The organism is Nitrincola tapanii, from assembly GCF_008368715.1.
Lineage (GTDB): Bacteria > Pseudomonadota > Gammaproteobacteria > Pseudomonadales > Balneatricaceae > Nitrincola > Nitrincola tapanii.
Window position 1 is genome coordinate 159,201 of record NZ_SMRS01000003.1, and the last position, 17,403, is coordinate 176,603.

Annotated in this window: 14 protein-coding genes; 5 read left to right on the plus strand and 9 right to left on the minus strand. The window is 49.0% G+C overall.

Going from position 1 to position 17,403, the window contains the following annotated elements; translation table 11 throughout:
* Positions 1 to 59 precede the first annotated feature (59 nt).
* Positions 60 to 974, minus strand: coding sequence for a hydroxymethylglutaryl-CoA lyase (locus E1H14_RS05140; protein ID WP_149390380.1), 915 nt, complete (start codon positions 972 to 974; stop codon positions 60 to 62).
* A gap of 172 nt (positions 975 to 1,146) precedes the next feature.
* Between E1H14_RS05140 and nspC the strand changes: the two genes are divergently transcribed.
* The 3 genes from nspC (at position 1,147) to E1H14_RS05155 (ending at position 5,232) form a co-directional block, all read left to right on the plus strand.
* The gene (gene nspC / locus E1H14_RS05145) at positions 1,147 to 2,244 is read left to right on the plus strand and encodes a carboxynorspermidine decarboxylase (protein ID WP_149390381.1); all 1,098 of its coding nucleotides are present in this window, start codon (positions 1,147 to 1,149) and stop codon (positions 2,242 to 2,244) included.
* A gap of 58 nt (positions 2,245 to 2,302) precedes the next feature.
* Entirely contained in the window at positions 2,303 to 3,544 is a 1,242-nt protein-coding gene (locus E1H14_RS05150; RefSeq protein ID WP_149390382.1) for a saccharopine dehydrogenase family protein, read from the plus strand.
* Positions 3,545 to 3,810: 266 nt separating this feature from the next.
* Entirely contained in the window at positions 3,811 to 5,232 is a 1,422-nt protein-coding gene (locus E1H14_RS05155; RefSeq protein WP_149390383.1) for a solute carrier family 23 protein, read from the plus strand.
* A 65-nt stretch (positions 5,233 to 5,297) separates the two neighbouring features.
* On the opposite strand, the gene E1H14_RS05160 is transcribed toward E1H14_RS05155, so the two are convergent.
* From E1H14_RS05160 to E1H14_RS05170, 3 genes are all read right to left on the minus strand, one after another.
* Positions 5,298 to 6,266 (minus strand): porin, encoded by a 969-nt coding sequence (locus E1H14_RS05160; protein ID WP_149390384.1) that lies wholly within the window; start codon positions 6,264 to 6,266, stop codon positions 5,298 to 5,300.
* A 205-nt stretch (positions 6,267 to 6,471) separates the two neighbouring features.
* Entirely contained in the window at positions 6,472 to 6,882 is a 411-nt protein-coding gene (locus E1H14_RS05165) for an arsenate reductase ArsC (RefSeq protein ID WP_149390385.1), read from the minus strand.
* Positions 6,883 to 6,968: 86 nt separating this feature from the next.
* Positions 6,969 to 8,186: an EAL and HDOD domain-containing protein gene (locus tag E1H14_RS05170; protein WP_149390386.1), complete on the minus strand. Its 1,218-nt coding sequence runs from the start codon at positions 8,184 to 8,186 to the stop codon at positions 6,969 to 6,971.
* A gap of 115 nt (positions 8,187 to 8,301) precedes the next feature.
* Here E1H14_RS05170 and ylqF point away from each other — a divergent pair, with 115 nt between their 5' ends.
* Positions 8,302 to 9,219: a ribosome biogenesis GTPase YlqF gene (gene ylqF / locus E1H14_RS05175; RefSeq protein ID WP_149390387.1), complete on the plus strand. Its 918-nt coding sequence runs from the start codon at positions 8,302 to 8,304 to the stop codon at positions 9,217 to 9,219.
* Positions 9,206 to 9,517, plus strand: coding sequence for a hypothetical protein (locus tag E1H14_RS05180; RefSeq protein WP_149390388.1), 312 nt, complete (start codon positions 9,206 to 9,208; stop codon positions 9,515 to 9,517). Before ylqF ends, E1H14_RS05180 begins: the two co-directional genes overlap by 14 nt.
* Positions 9,518 to 9,697: 180 nt before the next feature.
* Here the strand turns inward: E1H14_RS05180 and ovoA are convergent, their stop codons facing one another.
* The 5 genes from ovoA to purB all read right to left on the minus strand — a co-directional run bounded on the left by ovoA (position 9,698) and on the right by purB (position 17,377).
* A complete protein-coding gene (gene ovoA / locus E1H14_RS05185) occupies positions 9,698 to 11,812 on the minus strand; it encodes a 5-histidylcysteine sulfoxide synthase (protein ID WP_149390389.1) in 2,115 nt (704 codons plus the stop codon).
* 159 nt (positions 11,813 to 11,971) lie between these two features.
* The gene (locus tag E1H14_RS05190) at positions 11,972 to 13,567 is read right to left on the minus strand and encodes an isocitrate lyase (protein ID WP_149390390.1); all 1,596 of its coding nucleotides are present in this window, start codon (positions 13,565 to 13,567) and stop codon (positions 11,972 to 11,974) included.
* Positions 13,568 to 14,083: 516 nt separating this feature from the next.
* Positions 14,084 to 15,253 (minus strand): cupin domain-containing protein, encoded by a 1,170-nt coding sequence (locus E1H14_RS05195; protein ID WP_149390391.1) that lies wholly within the window; start codon positions 15,251 to 15,253, stop codon positions 14,084 to 14,086.
* A 12-nt stretch (positions 15,254 to 15,265) separates the two neighbouring features.
* Entirely contained in the window at positions 15,266 to 16,006 is a 741-nt protein-coding gene (locus tag E1H14_RS05200; protein ID WP_149390392.1) for an RNA methyltransferase, read from the minus strand.
* Positions 16,007 to 16,012: 6 nt separating this feature from the next.
* Positions 16,013 to 17,377: an adenylosuccinate lyase gene (gene purB / locus E1H14_RS05205; RefSeq protein WP_149390393.1), complete on the minus strand. Its 1,365-nt coding sequence runs from the start codon at positions 17,375 to 17,377 to the stop codon at positions 16,013 to 16,015.
* Positions 17,378 to 17,403: the final 26 nt, after the last annotated feature.

Genomic DNA, 17,403 nt, shown 5'->3' on the forward strand with positions numbered 1-17,403 from the left:
GAGTTAAATCCTAAACTAGGGTTAAACTCGATCTGCGGCTTTTTTATGGATTTGCGAGCTTAGACTGAAGGCTGTTGGCAAAAAAGCGCATAGCCTGCTTTTGAAGCATAGGGTTTCTGCAGGCGTTGTGAAATCCAAGCACCGACCTGAACCAGCTGATTAAGATCCACGGAAGTTTGAATTCCTAACCCGTGTAATAGATAGACCAGATCTTCGGTCGCTAAATTGCCACTTGCTCCAGGTGCATAAGGACATCCACCCAATCCGGCGACGGAGGCATCGATGGTGGTAATGCCGGCTTTGAGGGCAACCCAGACATTGGTTAAAGCTTGGCCATAGGTGTCATGAAAATGGACAGCAAAGTGGGTTAAAGATAGGGTTTTCGCTAGGTCTTCTAAGATACCTTCTACGTCTAAAGCGGTGGCACGACCGGTGGTTTCCCCTAAAGAAACCTCATAACAGCCCATCTCTAATAAAGCCTCAGCCACGCGCAACACATTTTGACTCGGTACTTTTCCACTATAGGGACAGTCCAGGAGTGTTGAGAGGTATCCCCTGACAGCGATCCCCTGTGTCTGTGCTGCCTGCACCAAGGGCCGGAAGCGCTGTAAACTTTCCGCCACACTCATGCGGATGTTCTGTGTTGTAAAGGCATCCGATGCGGCGGTAAAGACCGCAATTTCTTTTGCGCCGGCTGCAAGAGCTGCCTCAAGTCCCTGTTGATTCGGAACCAAGACACGATAGCTCATACCCGGTTTACATGAGAGTCTTTTAAGAATTTCCCCGGTATCCGCCATCTGAGGGAGATGCTTGGGCGAAACAAAGCTTCCAACCTCAATGTTTTTTAATCCAGTTGCCGCAAGGCTTTCAATCAGTTGAATCTTTTCATCTAGATGTAGCTGATGAGGGGCTTCATTCTGTAAGCCATCGCGTGGACCGACTTCAACAATTTTGATCTTTTCGGGCAGTTGCATGCTTTTTAGCCTTTGTGCTGATACAGACGAATGGAGCAGATAAACGTAGATACAAGATTTAACAGACTTTTCATATCTCTTCGCCTATAATCGACCGTTTTGAAAATTTCAGTGTGCGGGCGGTAGGGCCTGCCGGATTCTGTGTCCCGAATGTGTCCTGGAGGTCTCTGCGATGCTCAAAACGCCTTACTACCTGATCGATAAGTCAAAACTGCTGCGCAACCTAGAAAAAATTGCGCGCGTACGTGAACTCTCAGGTGCCAAATCTTTATTGGCGCTGAAATGTTTTGCGACCTGGTCTGTTTTTGACCTAATGAGTCAGTACATGGACGGTAGCACGTCTTCCTCTCTCTATGAAGTTAAGCTCGGTAAACTGAAGTTTCCAGGCGAAACGCATGCTTACAGTGTGGCCTACGCCGATGATGAGATGGCAGAAGTTCTAGCCCACTCAGATAAGATTATTTTCAACTCTATCAGTCAATTAGAACGTTTTTCTGAAGCTTCTTCTGAGCATGTGCGCGGTCTGCGAGTTAATCCTCAGGTCAGCAGTTCAGAGTTCATTCTGGCCGATCCGGCACGCCCTTTTAGTCGTTTAGGGGAATCTGATCCCGATAAGATCGCACAGGTGATGGATCGAATCTCCGGTTTTATGTTCCACAATAATTGTGAAAATGCGAATTTTGAACTCTTCGATCAGATGCTGCAGCATATCGAAGCACGTTTTGGCCATCTGTTGCATCAAGTCAAATGGGTCAGCCTGGGGGGCGGGATACACTTCACCGGTGAAGGGTATCCGCTTGAGCGCTTTGCCGCGCGGTTAAAGCAACTGGCCGATACGTATTCTGTGCAAATATATCTGGAGCCGGGTGAGGCGGCGATTACACAAAGCACTTCCTTAGAGGTGACGGTGCTCGATACGCTGTTCAATGGTAAGCATTTAGCGATCGTGGATAGCTCGATCGAAGCGCACATGCTGGATCTGCTGATCTACCGCCAAAGTGCCAAGATGACACCTTGTGAGGGTGAGCACGAATATATGATCTGTGGGAAATCTTGTTTGGCAGGTGATATCTTCGGTGAGTTTAAATTTGATCAGCCACTGCAAATCGGAGATCGTCTCTCTTTTGAGGATGCTGCCGGTTACACAATGGTCAAAAAGAATTGGTTTAATGGTGTGAAAATGCCAGCCATCGCTGTGCGCCAATTGGATGGCGAGGTCGAACTCATTAGGGAGTTTGGATTCGACGATTTCGTGCAGAGCTTGTCTTAATATAAGCTCCGTAGCCCATGCAAACAGCCCCATGTAAAAAGTGGAGTACAGGAAAGAAATGAAGAAGAATGTTCTGATTATCGGTGCCGGAGGGGTGGCCCAGGTCGTGGCTCACAAATGCGCCCAACACAACGATATACTGGGCAATATTGCGATTGCTTCGCGCCAGGTGGCAAAGTGTGAAGCAATTTTGTCCAGTATCCTTGAAAAGGGGAGTCTCAAGGTTGAAGGCAAGTTGAGTGCACATGCACTGGATGCCATGAATATTGAGGCGACAGCTGCCCTGATTCGTGAGACTGAATCAGAAATCGTCATTAACGTTGGTTCTGCCTTCGTGAATATGTCTGTGCTCAGCGCTTGTTTAGAAACAGGGGCTGCCTATATGGATACAGCGATTCATGAAGATCCAGCAAAAATCTGTGAAACACCACCCTGGTATGCCAACTATGAGTGGAAGCGTCGTCAGGCCTGTGCTGAAAAGGGCGTCACCGCTATTCTTGGCGTTGGTTTTGATCCCGGCGTGGTGAATGCCTATGCAGCATTGGCACAAGCTGAATATTTTGACTCCATTGATTCCATCGACATTATCGATGTCAACGCCGGTAGCCATGGGCGTTGGTTTGCTACGAACTTTGATCCTGAAATCAACTTCCGTGAATTTACCGGGCAGGTCTGGTCTTGGCAGAATCATCAGTGGACGAGTAACAAGATGTTTGAGATCAAGCGTACAGATGATCTCCCTGTTGTAGGTGAGCAAACTACCTACATGACCGGCCATGATGAAGTTCATTCTCTTTCACAAAACCTCAATGTACCGAATATCCGTTTCTGGATGGGGTTTGGTGAGCACTATATTAATGTCTTTACGGTACTGAAAAACCTCGGCTTGCTGTCTGAGCAGCCGGTTAAAACAGCGGAAGGCCAAGAGGTGGTGCCATTAAAAGTGGTGAAGGCCGTTCTGCCAGACCCCTCTTCATTAGCGCCTGACTACACAGGGAAAACCTGTATTGGTGATCTCGTGAAAGGACGCAAAGACGGTCAGGAAAAAGAAGTCTTTATCTACAACGTGGCAGATCATAAAGAGGCTTATAACGAAGTCGGCAGCCAAGGAATCTCTTACACCGCAGGTGTACCTCCAGTGGCTGCGGCCTTGCTGATCGCAACGGGGGAGTGGGATGTGGCGCGCATGGTAAATGTTGAAGAGTTGCCTCCGCAGCCTTTCCTGAATCTGCTGAATCAAATGGGACTGCCTACACGTATTCGTGATGAAGCCGGTGATCGTGATTTAGTGTTTTCTTGATTTTTAGCCAAGCCTTTAGGCGTTGGCTTATCTCTCCAACGGGGTCTCTTCAGGCCCCGTTTTTTATTTGATAGCGCTCAAGTGTCGACTCATTCCTGCGGATATATCCTTAATACTTTAGTGTCAATTAACGACTAAAGTCGCTCTCAAAGCTGTCGACTTGTCGACACCTTAGGGGATACCTTTAGCGCGTCCGCATATTGGGGTGGGGTATTCCCTAATTTTGTTGACATCTTCTTTCATTCAGCTAAACAGAGAGCGCACAGATGCCGATACGTCAACGCAAGCATGGTGAGGAACATCCTTACTGGCCAGCGGGGCCTTTCAAAATACGATTACCCTTAATTCACTATCGCTGGGAGATCCCTGAGACGATCCAAGCCTTGGTGATGTTTGTGGTCGCGATGGGGATGATTCCATTGCTTGAGCAATACCTGGGTTTACCTTACGAGGTGGCTTTGGCGTATGTTGTGGTCTGTGGGATAGGTTTCTTGTTACCGAACCTGCTTGGTGTGCCTTTTGTTCCGGGCTGGATTACGCCTGCGATTCCTGTGGTACTTTTATTCGTGGGTGGTTTTGAGCCGGGTCCGGAAGCCATTAAAGCCCTCGTCGCGCTACAGCTGGTGGTCACCTTTATTTTCCTATTTATGGGCATTACGCGCTTGGGAACAAAGCTGGTCGATAATATTCCGAATTCGATTAAAGCGGGTATTCTGCTCGGGGCGGGGATTGCGGCGATTAGTGGTGAGATCAGTGCAGGCGGGCGCTTATATAACACGCCGATTTCACTGGTGATTGGCGGCTTGGTAACAGTTTATGTGCTGTTTTCGCTGTCCTTCCGAGACTGGGTGGAAAAACATCGTTGGGCTAAAATTATAGCCGGTTATGGCATGGTGCCAGGGATGCTGATCACTATGCTGATTGGTTGGTCGGTTGGCGAATATGAGAAGCCTGATCTGCAGTGGGGGATTGAGTTGCCTGCTTTCGGACAGATTTGGGATTATCTGCCCTTTACGCTCGGTTTCCCCAGTATGTCATTAATCCTGGCGGCCATTCCGACGGCTATCATTGCCTATATCATCGCTTTTGGTGACATTATTGTTGGACAGAGTTTGCTGAAGCGTGTTGACCATTTGCGTCCAGATGAAAAAATCGAAGTCAATGTTGACCGTGTTCATCTAGTCACCGGTATTCGTAATCTCATTCACTCCTTTTTTGCTCCCTATCCAGGTTTAGCGGGTCCGCTGTTTACGGGCGCAATGGCAACGATTGCTGAACGTTATCGTTATGGCCGTAGTGCTATGGATACCATCTATTCAGGCTCGGGCATGTTCTGGCTAGTGGGTTTCTTTGCCTTGTTTATGTTGCCTTTGGTCACATTGTTTAAACCCGTGTTGCCGATAGCTTTATCCATTACCCTGTTGATTACCGGTTATCTCTGTATCGCTGTTGCGGTTGAGCAGATCGATAACGCGACGTCCATGGGGGTGGCTGGAATTATGGGCGTGGTGTTAGCGACTCATGGTGCGGCTTGGGGCCTGGCAGCCGGTTTTGTACTCTGGATGGTGATTGAATTACGCAGTAAGCAAGCACTCAAAGAACATGCCGGTGAAGAGCCAGAAGAGCCGATACATATCGAGGAGCATCCAGATCCTGCTGTGGTGGAAGACGGCAAGCATCCACACTGATCCTATCGCTGCAAAATAAAAAAGGGGATCTGTGCATCCCCTTTTTGTATGCCTAGCTGGGCTGTTTAGAAGTCTAGGCGGTAGCCGACTAAGAACTTATCGCCGGTTGAAGCGTAAAGTTCTTTATTAAAGTCGTGATATTGAGCGTAGACTCGGCCTTTACCCAAACGCTGCTGTACGCCCACTGCAGTAAATTGACCTTTCTGGTTGGTGCCCGCATCCAGATCGCGCTTGCCATAGCCATATTCCAGCTGTAACTGCGTCTGACCGATGTCATAGGTTGCGGCTAAGGAGCTGAAGGTTGCTTTACCTGGGCCAGATAAGCGGTTTGAACCACCGGTTTCATCGTCCAGTTTCAGGTAGTTGGCACGCAGGCCTAAGTCTTGGATTTTATAACCCAGTGCCGCACCCCAAGCATCCTGATCAACCTGATAGTCGCCGCCAGATTTGGTATTTTTTGCTGCGGTATAAGCAAGCGCTGCGTAGATATTGTTGGCATCATAGGCTAGACCCATGCCATATACATCGACTTGCTTGTCTTTTTCATCGGTATCGCCCTTGAAAACGCTATCCAGAGTCAACTGAAAACCGCTCATTTTAGGTGATACATACTGTAACGATTGACCTTGACGGCGTGTTGATTCACGCAGTTGCAGAGTGCTACGGCTCTGATCACTATTTAAGACTTCAGTGTAAGCATTGACCAGCTGGAAGGCATGATCCAGTTTACCTGCCTTAACGGTACCCCAAGAACCGGTGGCACCAACATGCGCGTAACGTCCACCTGTAGAGTTTAACGCACCTGCATTCAGGTCCAGTTCCTGCTCCCACTGGAAGATACCCTTAGTATCTTCAAGACCCAGATCTACGCTACCCTTAATGCCTAGACGGCTGCTGTCAGAGTTCAGCAGCATGGATTTCTGATCCTGTTTTTCCAGAATCATACGGAAAGAACCGTAGAGTGTTGCATCCGCCATCGCCAGGGTCGGCAGGCTTGCAGCGACCACAGCCAGGGTCAGCATCGACTTTTTCATTTATATCCCCTTCAATTTCAACATTTGGGTTAAATCGGGCAAGACATCAATCACTAGTAAGTTGTAGGGTCAGACATCCTGTCTGACGCGAAGCCACTATATAAGGGAGATGTTGCGATTTAACGACAAATCCATGACACGTCGTTGAAGATATTGATCTAGCAGGTAAAACTTCAGCGGCCATCGGCTAGATCAAAAACAGAGATTAACGGCGATTGACCAGAACAAAAAATTTGATCCGCTCGTTAAGTTCAGTTAAAGCTTTATCAAAACCCTCATCACCGCTTTGAGCGCGTGGATCTGGGATGTTCCAGTGCAGTTGCTCTTTAGCCTGAGCCAGGTTTTGACAGCTTTGCAGAGATTTGTCACACAGTGTAATCACAAAATCAAAAGTCCGTCCCGCAAAGCTTTCAATCGATTTGGGCTTAGGCTGACCGACTTCGGCACCAAAAAACTCGATCGCGCGGATGGCGCGTGGATCGACTTCATCAGCAGGTTGAGTCCCGGCGCTGTAGACATCGAATAGATCGCCGGCTTGATGGCGTAAAAGTACTTCTGCCATCTGCGAGCGTGAAGCATTTTCGGTACATAAAAAAAGAACACTAGGGCGTGACATAACTAAGCTTCCTGATCTGAGATATATGGAAAAGTATATGTGATCAGTAAGACAGGATCGTGAAGGTTTTATGTCAATTGAGCGCGCTACTCATTCAAGGCCTGCATGGATTCTTGTGTCCATTTCAAGCTTTCTCGATAGGTCTGTTCGAATAACGCTGCGTTGAAATCTGTGGGTAGTAGATCCCAATCGCCTGACTCATAGGCCATCACTTGAGTGAGCAGCTCACCCATTGGCCCAGTCCCTTCTGCTAAAGCTTGAATAATATCTTCTGCTAAGGGCAGTTGCTCTAGCATGGAGTCTTTATCGAGATCTAAGAGCAGATGTATTCCCGACATCATGCCGGCCATGAAATAGGCCGCTGCATTAGGGCGCCGTTGTTTTTGTGCGATCAACTCGCACATATGGCCACGAGTCAGAAGTGTTCGTGTCAACTCTTCTGGTTTACCACTTTGTGCATCCAGAGAGATAACTGTTGCCCATTTACGGACTTGCTCCAAGCCAAGAAGGACCACCGCCTGGGCAATGGATTCAATTTCACGCACCAGTGCGTAAGCCGCTGAGTTGACAATTCTCAGCAGTTTATAGGTTAAAACTGGGTCCTGAATAATCAGTTTTTCCAAGGTTTCAGGTGAAACGTTCGGATCATGTAGGGACTGAATCAGTTGCAACATAATTAACTGATTGGCCTTGGCTTTTTGTCCTTTAATCGCACGCGGTTGGCTCAAGAAGTTACCTTGGAAAAGACGAAAGTGCTGCTCGATACAGGTTTCTAAGGCTGCGTAATCATCAATGCCTGAGGCAAGCATCGGACGTTTGAATTCCCAGTAAGGCCGGCTCGCTTCTAAGATCTCTTGGTTATTTAAACCCCGCACCGCGACCTTGAGAATATAGGCATGCTTGAGCAGGGGAGCGAAAAGCTGTGGGTCGGGAATGTCACTTAAACACAGGCGATAGCCCTCTTTGATCAGAGGGACCAATATCTTACCGGCACTGTTTAAATCAAAACCACGCAGGCTGATATCCAGCACGACTTGCTTTTTAGGCAGGCTAGGCAGGCCAGTTTTGAGTAGCAAGGAGAGTGAAATGGGCAGAAAAGCCGCAACCTTCTTCACTTCGCCTTGATCAGAAATGCTAGTGTAGGCGTCTAACAACATCGCAGAAGACAGACTGTCTTCATCGGGGCTTGGGGCCACTAATCGACTGACATCCGCATCCGAACTGAGCAAAGCGTAAGCGATGACCTTCTGATGCTGATCAAAAATGGGCTGTCGGGCGAGAAGGATATGGCTCGATGGGCTCATGCCTGAGGTTGTCCCTAAGAAGAGTTAAAGGTTTCCTACTGGGTCAGTGTATAATGCTGGCGTGATTTTAGCATCCTGCCCAATGGATGCCGCATTAAATTTGTAGAAAGGTGATATGTCGCATATCAATTGGTTTCCCGGCCACATGCACAAAGCGCGCAAAGAGATGGCCGAGGTGATGGATGAAATCGATCTAGTGATCGAAGTCTTAGATGCACGCTTACCTCGCTCCAGTGAAAATCCGCTGATCAGTCGTTTACGCCAGGCTAAACCCGTGCTTAAGCTCCTGAATAAGCAGGACTTAGCAGATCCGCAGGTCACTCAAGACTGGCTGGATTATTTCAATCAGCAGGAAGGCGTGAAAGCGATTGCATTGGATCAATCGATGCAGGGATTGATCAAACGTTTACCTGAAATATGCAAAAGCTTGGCACCGACTCGAGCACGTGCTGAGCGTCCGGTGCGTGCCATGATTATGGGCATTCCTAACGTTGGTAAATCGACTTTGTTAAACGCCTTGCTCGGCAAAAAGCTGGCTAAGGTGGGCAATGAACCTGCGGTGACCCGCCAACAGAAGCGTTATACCGTGCAAAAAGGCTTGGCGCTTTCCGATACGCCGGGAATTCTTTGGCCGAAAATCGAGGATCAGGAATCTGCGTATCGCTTGGCGGTGAGTGGTGCAATTAAAGATACGGCGATTGAGCATGAGCTGGTGGCGGCTTTTGCAGCCAGCTTTATGCTTTCGCACTATCCCGAGCGCTTAAAAGAACGTTTTCGTCTGGAGCAATTACCCGAGTTGGCGGATCACCTCTTAGACGAAATCGGTCGTAAACGCGGATGTTTACGTCCAGGGGGCGTCGTGGATCGCCATAAAGCCTCCGAGATTTTAATTCACGAAATGCGTGCCGGTAAGCTGGGTTTAATTAGTTTTGAAACCGTGGCCGAGTGGCAGGCAAAAGAAGAGGCGGCTCGTTTGGCCGCATTAGAAGCTGAACAGGCGCAAGCCGGAGAGAACACAGATGACACGCATTAAAAAACAGCGTCGTGCGGCCAACCTCATTGTCTTGGATAAAACGCCCAAGAAAAAAGAGAAGTTGGCTGATCCCGAAAGTTATGAAAGCCGCAAGCAAGCGGCGTTAAAAAAGCGCAAAAAGCATCTTTCCGTGTACGAAAAAACACGTTTAGCGCAAGAACAGCAGCGCCGTAATGATGAAGCGGGGCGTCGTGGTGCAGCGAATCTTGGGCCACTAGCCGAGAAGATTCGAGCGCGCAATGCTGAGCAGGAAAAGATAAAACAGCAGCAGGAAGCCGAGGATAACAGCGCGGATTAACAGAGGGCTTTCCGTTCGGCGGATCTAAGAAAAGTCGTAAAAAAGGCCGGCAACCTCAGCAAATAGCCTCTTGGTGACCGGCCTCTGACCTGACCGCCAAGCCCGATGGGCTGGGGTTTTACGGTCTGAGATCACACTGATCTCTGTTATTCAGTATAGCGCATCCTGCACGAATGCAAGTTAGCGTTTTCTCCAGAGTGTCATTTCAGCGACAGTGTGCTGATATTTGCGTGAGGTCTCACGTAAGACAAAAGGCAGATCCACGGGGGCCCCTAAGAGTTCAAAGCGATCGGCTAATATGCGCTTGAGTCCCTCTAGGGTCGTAAGGTTTTCCCCATTTTCCTTGTAACCACCGATCCATTGCGATTTCTCGGTGAACTCTTCTAGCCAAGTGTAGGGTGAGGTGAGAACAAGATAACCGCCCGAATTTAAGCGCTGGTCCAGGTCGAGCAAAAACTTCGCAGGCTCATAGAGGCGATCGAGTAGATTGCCCGCAAAAATCAGATCATAACCTTGGTACAGGGCTTTTAGGTTGCAAGCATCGCCTTGACTGAAGGAGACCTTGTCAGTCAGATGCTCTAAGCCTAGAGTTTCAAGGCGCACAGTTTTTAATTCACTGAGTTCACCTTCTGTTTTAATAAGATACCTGAGCTGGCCATGTTCACCTAGATTGAGCGCATTGCGAATAAAGCGCGCTGAGAAATCTACGGCATCCACATGCTTCGCGTAACGAGCCAACTCAAAGCTACTGCGACCCACGGCGCAGCCCAAATCCAGTACTCGTTCTAAGCTTGGATAGTTCAGCTTTTGCATCAAGGTCTCGATGCAGGCTTTTGGATAGTTCGCGACCCCGAAGTATTCATCACCATAATGAAACTCCAGATACATGGAGATCTGCTCATCGGTTTCATAGGTGTTAAATTCGGTTTTGATCTCTGTCTGCGATTCGACATAACGAAACCCCGCATGCTGAAAGAAATGGCGGCGAAACGCATAACGACTCGCTCGAATGGCTTCATTCCCCATTGAGATCCAGCTGCCTCCTTTAATCAGATTATGCTTGCCATCAAAGGTCGGCACAGAAAAATCATCATAGACCGGGTGTACCTGAAAACCTTCAAAACCATCAATCGGAGTCTCTGTCCATTGCCAAACGTTCCCGACCACATCATACCAATCCCCTTGGCGGAAGTGATCGACGGGCGCGGCCGAGGCATAGTGTTCCAGTTGGATATTACCCGGTGCCTGGTCCCAGTCTGGAGCATCTTGTGGGATAGAAAGGTCATACAAACGATACCATTCGGCCTCCGTAGGTAAACGAATGGGCTTACCTGTACGCGCGGCAAGCCAGTTACAAAAAGCCTTGGCTTCTAAGTAATTGACATCCACGGGCCAGCTCCAGGGCATGGCAATCTCATGCAACATGGCACGATATCGATAGGTGCCATCGGCTTGTGGAATCCAAAAAATGGGATGTTTAGCTTGACGATACTGCACCCAGCGCCAGCCTTCATCGCTCCACCAGTTTTCGACTTGATAGCCGCCGTCCTCAACAAACGCTAAAAACTCAGCATTACTGACTAAGAACTCACTCGCTTTGAAGGCTGGAAGCTCCGTTTCCAGGTGACCATACTCGTTATCCCAGCCATAGGTGCGACTCAGACTCTTGTCTTTACCCTGAATCACTTTTCCCGCCGATACGGGTATTAGGCGATTGCTCGGTGCAGGAGTGGACTGATCGGGGCATAAAGGCCAATCAGTACTAGGATTGACTTGATCAATTGGTAGCTGTCGGATTAATACGGAAGAGGTCTCTAGATGAATGCGCTCATGCTCAATGCCCATTAACAGAATCCAGAAGGGATCTTCCCATTGAATTGGCAGCGTCAGGGGGAGGCGGTCGATAAGGTCGTTGACCAGTTGGTGTACCTGTGCACGATAAGCCCTGACTGAAGAGACGCTAGGCCAGTCATAATGCGCTTCATTAAGATCATCCCAAGACATCTCATCGACCCCAATGGCCATCATGGCTTCCATCTTAGGATCCAGTCTTTCTGTGATCAGTTGGCTGACAATCAATTTATTAACAAAAAATGTCGCGGTATGGCCAAAATAAAAAATCAGAGGGTGGCGCAGGGGTTCGGGACGTAAATAAAACGTAGCATCTTCTTTTAAGCAAGCGAAGAGACGTTCATAGAGTGCAAAGGTGTCATTGAAATAGCGGCGAATCTCTTCACGTTTAGCATCAATATTTCCTGTATTGATCACAGGGGTGCGTGAGACAGTCGTTAGCATGCGTCCAAGTCCTTAGGCGGGATAGGTATTTTACAGTTTAGGCTCCTACGAAGTGTTGCATAAAACAGATTGAAATAAATCTAATATAGGTGCTTTAAAAAGGACACAAAAAAACCGGGAAGGCGTGAGCCAACCCGGTTTTTTGACTTGAACGAGTGATTAGAACTGGTTCATGGTGTTGTCTTTACCAGACGCTTTCAGCGCAGCATCACCAGAGAAGTATTCTTTGTGATCGTCGCCCATGTCAGAACCCGCCATGTTCTGGTGCTTAACGCATGCGATACCCTGACGGATCTCTTTGCGCTGAACACCTTCTACGTAGCCGAGCATACCTGCAGCACCGAAGTACTCTTTAGCCAGGTTGTCAGTAGACAGCGCAGCTGTGTGGTAAGTTGGCAGAGTGATCAGGTGGTGGAAGATACCTGCTTCACGTGCTGCATCAGCCTGGAAGGTACGGATGCGGTTGTCAGCTTCGATGGCCAGCTCAGAGTTGTCGTAATCAACTGACATCAGGTTAGCACGATCGTAAGCAGAAACATCCTTACCGGCTTCAACCATCGCATCAAATACCTGCTGACGGAAGTTCAGTGTCCAGTTGAAAGATGGGCTGTTGTTGTAAACCAGCTTAGCATTTGGCACCACTTCGCGGATGCGGTTAACCATCGCAGCAATCTGGCCAACGTGTGGTTTTTCAGTTTCGATCCACAGCAGGTCAGCACCGTTCTGCAAAGAGGTGATGCAGTCCAGAACAACACGATCTTCGCCAGAACCTTTCTTGAACTGGAACAGGCCAGAAGCTAAACGCTTAGGCTTGAGCAGCTTGCCGTTTGCTTTAACTACAACGTCACCGTTCGCGATGTCTTCAGCGCTGTCGATGTAATCACCGTCCAGGAAGCTGTTGTACAGGTCGCCCAGGTCACCAGGTTCGTTGGTCACTGCGATCTGCTTGGTCAGGCCGGCACCCAGGGAGTCTGTACGTGCAACGATGATACCGTTGTCGACACCCAGTTCTAGGAAGGCGTAGCGTACCGCGCGGATTTTCGCCAAGAAGTCAGCGTGCGGAACAGTTACTTTACCATCCTGGTGACCGCACTGCTTCTCGTCAGATACCTGGTTTTCGATCTGAATCGCACAGGCACCGGCTTCGATCATCTTCTTAGCCAGCAGGTAAGTGGCTTCTTCGTTACCGAAACCAGCATCGATATCAGCAATGATGGGCACAACGTGAGTTTCGAAGTTGTCGATTTTAGCCTGAACTTCAGCTTCAGCCGCCTTGTCACCTGCAGCGCGTGCTGCGTCCAGCTGACGGAACAGACCGCCCAGCTCACGCGCATCGGCCTGACGCAAGAAGGTGTAGAGTTCTTCGATCAGAGCTGGAACCGAGGTTTTCTCATGCATTGATTGGTCAGGCAGTGGGCCGAACTCAGAACGCAGAGCCGCAATCATCCAGCCTGACAGGTAGAGGTAACGCTTTTTAGTCGTACCGAAATGTTTTTTGATCGCGATCAGCTTCTGCTGACCGATGAAACCGTGCCAGCAACCCAGAGACTGAGTGTACTGAGCGCTGTCAGCATCATATTCAGCCATGTCACGACGCATGATGTCGGCCGTGTATTTGGCGATATCCAGGCCGGTTTTGAAACGGTTCTGGGCGCGCATGCGGGCAGCATATTCAGGATTGATGCCTTCAAATGCAGGGCCAAACTCTTTAGCCAGGTTTGCAACAGCTTCAATGTCTTTGTTCAGCGTTGACATGGTATTTCCTTCTCACATTTAAGGGTTGAGGAACGGTAAAACAAAAGCTCTCAGCAATCTTTCAGGTTTTTGGATCACTCTGGAGATCGCTTGGTGAGGAGGATGATGCGGTCAATGGCTGAGGGTGTCAAAGGGATTTTGTGCAGAGCAACAGAAGTGTAGTGAGACTACAGCTTTTTCAGGGCTGAAAATGTAAAAATACTACACTTACGAAACGGAATGTTTTGCTAATTTTAATTTAAAAATCAATAAGATAATTATTTGTTATGGATCGAAATGAGACTTTGGTTGTGTTGTCTTAAAGTCGGATTTTACGGTTTTTTAAGGAATATAAAATAATTTTTTTATAGCTAATAAATCTATCAGAATATGACTACAAATTTGTGGTGAATTTCACGAACTGACTGATTTTTAATAGATTTTATACCAAAGTTGTGCATCTTTAGTCGAATCTGCACCAAAAAGCCGCATAAGCGGCCCTTGGATTGAATGTTGCGGTGCAAAATAAAGAATATTTTAGTCTTCTAAGGCATACACCACGCCTTGGTTGATCAGGGTGCTTAGAAGTTCTAAACCTGTATCGGTCAGAGCGCCTGGGGTTTCAGCATCAAGCGCTGTATAACGACACAGGTGTTGAACCAGGGTGTGGAGTTCAGGGCCCGTCAGGTGTGATTCACCTTCACAACAGAAGAGCCACTGTGCATTGTCCTGGCAGATGTAGGCAAAACGGCTGCGTTCAGAAGATTGGAGTCGGCCACCCTCTTGTAAAAAGGCGCGTAACTCCTCAACACTGCTTTCTTCTCCTTCGAGAGGGGCCGGTTCATATTTGGCTTCAGTAATCCACTGACCAAACCAGCGCTCAAGTGCGCGGCGATCCTTGAGGCAATCGAGAAGGAGTTGTTGGATTTTGTCCAAAGCCGCAGCTTGAATCTCACCAGGGTGAGTTTGCGTGCTGAGGTCTGGATCGCTGTAGCGCAGATCATGGCCGAGATGCTCACCGATATAATCACTGAAACTGCGCAGCATTTCTTGATGTGAAGGGGCGCGGAAACCGATGGAGCAAGTCATGCAGTCATCACTTAGAGAAATGCCGTTATGACTCACACCGGGTGGAAGATAAAGTAGATCACCGGGCTCAAGAACGTAGGTTTCCTCGGGATGCCATTCTGGCAGAATCATCACGGGCGCATCTTGGCGGCGCGGTGAGTGTTCATTACACAGGGGGCCGATTTCCCATTGCCGCTGGCCGCTGACCTGCAGTAAAAACACATCATAGTTATCATAATGTGGTCCAACGCCGCCACCGGTCACGGCAAAGCTGATCATCAGGTCATCTAGGCGCCAGTTGGGTATGAAGTCAAACTGACGCAAAAGGGCGTGGGCTTCTGGGCTCTGTTGATCAACGGCTTGCACCAGAAGTGTCCAGTCACGGCTGGGCAGTTCAGAAAAGCGTGATTCGGGAAAAGGGCCGTGTTCCATCTTCCAGAGATCTTGATCGCGTTGCCATTGGATAAGGCGAGATTCGACACCCTCTTCGCAGGCTAAACCGGCCAGCTCATCTGCTTCAATCGGAGGTTGAATGCCAGGAATCGCCTGGCGAATTAACAGGGGTCGTTTCTGCCAATAGTCAGACAGAAAAGTCTCTAGAGGCATATCCCCTAAGGGCAAGGAGTGGGGTGCTGACATAAAAGTGGAGTCTCACTGAGGTGGGTGTTCACGATCAAGCGTTTCTTCGACGGCGTTGAGAATGCCGCGTAAGATGCCGAGCTCCGTTTTTTCCGGTCGTGAACGATTAAAGTAACGTTGCAGTTTGTCGAGTACACGACCTTCATGCTGTGGAATAATAAAAGAGGTTCTGCGTAATACCCGCTCAAGATGTTCGTAAAACAGAGCCATTTCGGCATGGCGAGCATAGGGAGCGTCTTCTTGTGTAGAAAAGGAGGGCTGTTGTGCCGCCTGTGCCGCTTTCCAAATTTCGTAGCAGACCAGCTGTACTGCTTGCGCGATATTCAGTACAGGGTAAATGGGATTGGCATCGATAAAGAGATGGCGATTGCAGGTCAGCATTTCGGCATTATTCAAGCCCATGGTTTCACGCCCGAACACAAAAGCGATTTCGCCACTGACCGCTTCCTGGATCACCTGTTTGGCGGCTGTTTCTGCGTCCATGAGCGGGAGATTAAAGGTGCGTTCACGTGCACTGGTGCCAATGACCAGTTGGCAGTCGGCAATAGCTTCTTGCAGACTGTCCACACAACGTGCCTGATCTAATAGATCCTTGGCGCCGGCGGCACGTGAAGTGGCTTCATCATCCGGAAAAGCACGAGGCGAAACCAGCCAGAGCTGGTTTAACCCCATGTTTTTCATGGCACGCGCAACAGCACCGATGTTTCCTGGGTGGAAGGTTTCCACCAGAACGATACGGATGTTACTGAGCATAGCGGTTTAAATCCGTGCGGCCTGTGCCGCAGCGTTACCGATATAGGTGGCCGGTGTCAGGGCCAGCAAGTCGGCTTTGGCGGCTTCTGGAATCTCTAGGCTGCGAATAAAGTTTTGTAGGGTGGTTTGATTCATTTCTTGACCGCGCGTTAAATCCTTTAGCTTTTCATAAGGCGCTTCAATACCGTAACGACGCATCACCGTTTGAATGGGTTCCGCCAAGACTTCCCAGGCCGCATCCAGATCGGCTCCTAGGCGTGCTGGATTGATTTCCAGTTTCGAGATGCCTTTTAAGCTGGCCTGGTAAGCGATCAAGCTATGCGCAAAACCTACACCGAGATTACGCAGAACCGTTGAATCGGTCAGGTCGCGCTGCCAGCGTGAAATCGGTAGTTTTGCGGCCAGGTGCTGCATAATGGCATTCGCAATGCCGAGATTGCCTTCTGAGTTCTCAAAATCGATCGGGTTGACTTTATGCGGCATGGTTGAAGAACCCACCTCGCCAGCCACTGTTTTTTGCTTGAAGTAACCTAAAGAGATATAGCCCCACACATCACGATCAAAATCGATCAGAATGGTATTAAAACGGCAGACTGCATCAAACAGCTCAGCAATGTAATCGTGAGGTTCAATCTGAGTCGTGTAAGGGTTCAAGGTCAGGCCTAGGCTCTCGATGAAGCTTTTTGCATTGGCTTCCCAGTCGATCTGCGCATATGCACTGAGGTGGGCATTATAGTTCCCGACGGCGCCGTTGATCTTGCCTAAGAAGGGGACTGAACGGATTTGCTGGAGTTGACGCTGCAAGCGGTAGGCAACATTAGCCATTTCTTTGCCAACGGTCGTAGGTGACGCCGTCTGACCATGTGTACGGGACAGCATGGGTTGTTGTGCATGTTCGTGACCTAGGTGTGCAATAGCTTGGGTGACGGCATCCATCTGCTCCAGCATCACATCCAAGCCGTTTTTCAGCATCAGCGCGTGCGAGAGGTTATTGATGTCTTCTGAAGTGCAGGCGAAGTGAACAAATTCGTTCACGGCATGCAGCTCGGGTAGGTCGGCAATTTTTTCTTTAATCAAATATTCAACGGCTTTGACATCGTGGTTAGTGCGGCTTTCGATCGCTTTAACACGCTCGGCATCGGCTAGGCTGAATTCACTGACTAACGCATTTAAGCGTGCTTGGGCTTCTGAGCTGAAGGCTGGGACTTCTGGAATCTGCGGATGAGCGGCCAGTTGTTGTAGCCAGCGAACTTCGACTTCAACACGGAAGCGTATCAGTCCATATTCACTGAAAATGCTGCGTAAAGCAGAGGTTTTGCTGCCGTAGCGGCCATCGACAGGGGATACAGCAGTGAGGGCAGAAAGCTCCATGTATAAAGTCTCGCTTAAATATCTAG